Consider the following 3,885-nt stretch of genomic DNA (forward strand, 5'->3'; position numbering starts at 1 on the left):
AGCCCGCCGTCACCCGACAGCAGCAGTCACACCGGCCCGTGAATCAGCGGGGCTAGGGCGACTGTGGGCCCACAATGTCGACCTGCCCTCGCCTTACGCGTTCACCGCACCCTCATGGTTCTCGGCGAAATATAGCCGGTGGCTCGGTCCTGCCCCAGTCGAGTACGAGAACAAAACCGAACCGTTCCACCCTGAGGCGATCAGTGCGCTCATCGTTGCCGCCCACACCGTCATCAGCGGCTATCTCGACGGCACACTCACCGTCGGGCGTCGCGGCATTAAGAAGACCGCTGAAACATGGTTCACGGCGCAAGGGATCACGCTCCCACCGGGCCGTCTCTCCGCCGAGAACGCCCGACAATGGAAGGACGCCACCAACTGGCTCCAGTCCTACGACGCAGGCAGCGTGCGGTCGGCAGCGTTCGTGCTCATCTCCTACTTCACCGGCATGCGCCCCCAAGAGGTCCTGCACCTTCAACGCGGCTGCCTCCGCTACAACCCAGTCACCAGCAATGCCAGCGCCGCAGCTGAGTACACAATCGTCGGCCGCGAGTTCAAGGGCCTCCGGGACGAGTACGGTGATCAACTCAGTCAAGGTGCTCAACGCGACCAGCCGTGGGTGACCATCGAGCCCGCCGCCCGCGCGATTGAGGCGCTCGAACAGCTCGCGAGACCAGACACCCCATATTTGTTCGCCTGGAACCGCCGCCCACGAGAAGGCCAACAGCGGCAAGGCGAAGTAGCCACCACGTCCTCCATAGGTATTAGTCTCGGCAGCTTCATCACGCTCTGGAACGCCCACGCTACCCAGAACGGAGACCCGGTCGTTCCAATCTCCGGGCCGACCAGCATCCTCTCCGAGAACCAATCCGGTGACGCCGCTCGCCTGCTTATCGGAACCACCCGCTTCCGACGCACGCTCGCCTACCACATCGCCAACCAGCCCGGCGGTGAGATTGCGCTCGGCATCCAGTACGGGCACGTCAAAAGCGTCGTCTCCCTCGGCTACGCGGGGCGCGGGGAGTCCGGCTTCCCCGATGTAGTGGAGTTAGACGCCCTCCTCGGCTCCTGGGATGACCTCACGATGCTCGCCGAAGAACTCGAAGGCGGATCTGCCATTAGCGGCCCGTCCACGAATCGCGTCCGTGATGGCGTCACCGCCTTCGCTGCCGAGTTCGCCGGCGAGGTCAAAACCGAAGCAGCACTCGACCGTTTCAAACGATCCGGACTCACTCTCATTCACGACAACGGGCACGCCCACAACGTCTGCTCGTACGTTGCCGCCACCGCCCTCTGCCACCCCACCCGAGCTACCAACCACGACACGGGCACACCAGACCTCACCAACTGCCAACGCGGCTGCCCCAACATCGCCCTGCTCGACAGCCACGTCGAAGAGAAGACGCGGCAACGCGACCAACTACTTGCTGAAATCGACTACTTACCCGCCCCGCTGGCAGCGCGCAACCAGCAAATCGCGGACGAACTCACCAAGGAAATCACCCGACACGAACGAGGAGAGAACAATTCATGACACGACGCGGTGATGATGCAGAAGAACGCGACAAACTCATTGCCGCGCTCATTCGGACCCTGAAAGGTGAATCCAAAGGTAGTTCGGGACGACTATCAGTCAAAGCGATAGCCCAAGAAGCCGGTCTTGCACGAACGGCGCTTACCCACAAACACCTCGACCTAAAACAACTCATCGAAATTTATCAAGCCGCAACAAGAGACCGAACCCAAAATGACAATGCGGAACACGTGAAGTCTCTTACTGCCGAAGTTCAAGAACTCAAAGCCCTCAACGAGGTGCTAGCCGCGCAAGTGACGCTCGCGGCCCTCACCTACCGTCCCACGCCAAGTCTCACGTCAGTGCCGCCACTCTGAGCACCACGCAGGCCGGTCAACCAATTATTCACCAGCGCGTGTCGAACAATCAGCCCAAGGATTTCGCCCTGCAACCTGCCGGAGGCCGCGACGGAGTGAACAGCCTAGCCGTCAGTGGTACTGACTGTTCTAGCTGAAAGTTGTTGGTGGGTGCAGACCACGATCGTCAATCTCTACAGCCATGCCAAATCTCGCCACTGGGTCGGCCTATCAAACGAGTCGCGGCTGGCCCATTAGTATTCTCAGCCGAGTTCTGGGTCGGCGCTTATGAGCTTCTGCGCTTCAAGCACGATTTCTTCTGGCGTTGAATTTATCGCACGGGCTAGAGGCCATAGACGATCCAGCGGGGTTCCGCCGACTCCCTTTTCAATCCGTCGAAGCTCTCTCTCGCTCATGTTCGCCTGTTCGGCAACTTCGACCTGAGAGAGCGCGGCCGCCTTCCGCAACCGGGCTACGACCGTTCCGATGGCTCGGCGCACGACTTCCCTCTCCCGCAGCTCCATGGGCGAAAACTTGTGATCCGAGATAGGCACAGGCCCATTATCGCCGTCGATCGACCGTGTCGAGCGACCGGCACGACCCTTTCTGGCACCCGAGGGCCCCTCAGCGATACTATAGGACACTAGTGTCCGGTTTCGCTACGATCGTCTCGAGGTCCTTGGTGCACTCGCCGCTCCCGCTACCCGCGCTCCGGCCGCCGAAGCGGCGCCCGGTCCACCAGATGTTGAGCTTGATCGAGGCGCACTCGAAGGGCGAGCAATGGACAGTTCAATTCCGTAGCCCGATATTTGGTGTTTACAGTGTGTTCGGCCCAATTCACCGCTCTGCCGTGACAAATGAGCTGAGAGTGGGACTGGCTTTTATCACGACCGAGGGCAAGTCCCCTAATAGCCGCGTGCTAAATATCTGGGCTGAACGGGCGGACTTAATTGATGTTGCGAGCACAAACTGCTCGCCGGCCACCGTCAGACATGGGGCAGTGGTCCGCGCTGAGGTCTCATCATTCGGAGATCGCCTCACCTTGGTGGGACATGCAGTCGCACAACGGCGCACCGAACTGATCGGAGTCGGCCACCACACGATACGAACGCCGTCTGGTGCGGCGCCGAACCTCATCTCAGTGTCTGAGGTTGCAATCCCCTCTAAACGACCTCCACCCCTGCCGTATGCGTGGTCGGATCTCGACCACGATGCCTCGCGTCAATAACGTGCTGGCTATGTACGCGACACTGCACCGAGCCCGGCAGGAATCATGACCCAGCGACAAACACACGCCGGAACCCCGCTTGTCGAAATAACTCTACCGGGACGAGGGCCACTTGCTGCCGCTGCGGCATTGGGAAGAGATGCTGGGAACCATAACCGGCATGTGGTGAGTTTCCGGTTGCCGGCACGCTCTAAGTGGTCTGATGACAACGCTGCTGCCGACCGTCCGCAAAAAACCGTTCAGCAGCACTAAGCCCGGTGATTCACGGGGATCTGCGGATCGCTGGGCGAAAATAGACCGAAGTGCTTCCTGAGCAGGGGAAACTGGGACTTGTCTAAGGTTCCATGTTCTCCAGCAGAAAGCACTCGGTAGGTGAAGCGTACTTCGTGGTCGGCCGGTCTGTCCGTTACTGCTGATGGTGTCGGGGTGATCGCCCACGCCGGGGCCATCGCGCCTCGACTTCTGGCTGATCAGGTCGGTCTGACCGCCGAGCTGTCAGGGGCCATGGCTCGCCGACAATTTATCCCGATCCACGACCGCGGCCGTGTGCTGATCGATACCGCGGTGATGCTCGCCGATGGCGGCGAGTCCATCTCCGACATCGGCGTCCGGCGCCCTGGGCCCGGTGGCGTCGGCGCCGACGGTGTGGCGCACGCTCGATGAGGTCACTGCCGGCAAGCGCAAGAAGATCCAGGTCGCGCGTGCCCGCACCCGGCGGCACGTGTGGTCGCACCTGCCCGGCGGGGTGCCCGCATCGGCGTGTGCGGGGCGGGATCTGGGATCGACGG

The 3,885-nt window shown here is 61.4% G+C and carries 3 protein-coding genes; 2 read left to right on the forward strand and 1 reads right to left on the reverse strand.

Annotated features, from left to right (window positions below):
- On the forward strand, positions 1-1,534 hold a 1,534-nt coding region (locus IY392_RS08595), incomplete at its 5' end, for a hypothetical protein (RefSeq protein WP_194860990.1).
- Positions 1,531-1,890 carry a hypothetical protein gene (locus tag IY392_RS08600; protein ID WP_194860991.1) on the forward strand — a complete coding sequence of 120 codons (360 nt, stop codon included), beginning with the start codon at positions 1,531-1,533 and terminating at the stop codon, positions 1,888-1,890. The genes IY392_RS08595 and IY392_RS08600, both read left to right, overlap by 4 nt.
- 242 nt (positions 1,891-2,132) lie before the next feature.
- On the opposite strand, the gene IY392_RS08605 is transcribed toward IY392_RS08600, so the two are convergent.
- Positions 2,133-2,423, reverse strand: a complete 291-nt coding sequence (locus tag IY392_RS08605) for a helix-turn-helix domain-containing protein (RefSeq protein ID WP_081470468.1) — start codon at positions 2,421-2,423, stop codon at positions 2,133-2,135.
- Positions 2,424-3,885: the final 1,462 nt, after the last annotated feature.

Source organism: Dietzia sp. SYD-A1 (assembly GCF_015356725.1).
Classification (GTDB): domain Bacteria; phylum Actinomycetota; class Actinomycetes; order Mycobacteriales; family Mycobacteriaceae; genus Dietzia.